The 1,234-nt window shown below is 38.8% G+C and carries 1 pseudogene; it reads right to left on the reverse strand.

The features are described 5' to 3' along the window. Positions 1–30 precede the first annotated feature (30 nt). Positions 31–1,234 (reverse strand): annotated as a pseudogene (locus FD44_RS09960) (IS3 family transposase); the annotation flags it as partial.

Here is a 1,234-nt window from a genome sequence, read left to right on the forward strand (position 1 = left end):
TGAAGTGAACCCCAAATATTGGACGAAACTTTAAGCAACTTTCTGGGTGGTAAGAGTTCGGTATTTAACCGGACTCTTACCACCCAGTTTTGTTTTAATTCTAGAAAAATTATAATATTGAATCCAGCTCGATATTGCTGAAGTTAACTCTTCAAGCGTATTGAGCTCTTTTTGATAGTACACTTCTGCTTTCATTATGTGAAAGAAGCTTTCCATTGCGGCGTTATCTAAACAGGTTGCTTTTCGAGACATACTTTGAATAATTCGACGTCGTTTCAAAATCTGAACCCAACGAATATTCTGATATTGGAATCCTTGGTCTGAATGGATTGTTGTGCGATAACCTAATTGTTTGGGAATGCGATTGATTGCTGACTCTAAAACCTTTGTCGTGAATGTCACAGTTGGATTTAAAGAAATATTATAGCTAAGTACTTCGCCAGAAAACAAATCATAGATACACGTAAAATAAGCACGCTCTTCAATCGTTTTCTTGCCCCAACGAATTTCAGTAATGTCTGTCGTTAATTTTTGATAAGGACGATCTGACATGAACCGGCGGTTAAGTCTGTTTTTCGCAATAGTGCCAACCGTTCCTTTATAAGAATTATACTTTCGAGATTGTTTACTAAAGGCAGTCGACAGTAGGTTTAATTTTCGCATCAAGCGTAATACTTTCTTGTGGTTAACGACTATACCCATTTCGCGTAATTGCCCAGTAACCTGACGATAACCCGCCGCAGGAGCCTTAGTCTTGAAATCAGTAATTGTTTGTTTAAGTCCCGCGTCTTTGTCGCTATCAACGGCAACGTGACTTACAGCGTAGCTGTATGTACTTTTGGCCATTCCAACTACTTTGAGGATCTTGACAAGCTTATAGCTCGACCTTAATTCTTGGATGATTTGTGCTCGTCGTCTTGTTGTGATCGAACCAAGGCCTTCAATTTTTTTAGATATTCGTTCTCAATCTTTAGTAATTCGTTCTCTTCGCGTAAATGTTCTAGTTCACTTTGCTTCTTAACTTTCTTGTTTTGTTTATTCGTTGGCATTAGCTTTGGTTGCCCCTTACCACGATACAAGGCATCAACACCATTTCTTTCGAAAGAACGTTGCCATTGCCAGATTGTGGACGGCGCAGAAATATCGAAGTTAAGGGCAGTTTCAGTTAAGGACGCCTGGTTCGTTTTCATCCATTTTAAAACATTTACCTTAAAGGAGCCATCATAAACTTTTC

The organism is Secundilactobacillus malefermentans DSM 5705 = KCTC 3548, from assembly GCF_001436395.1.
In the GTDB taxonomy this organism is placed as follows: domain Bacteria; phylum Bacillota; class Bacilli; order Lactobacillales; family Lactobacillaceae; genus Secundilactobacillus; species Secundilactobacillus malefermentans.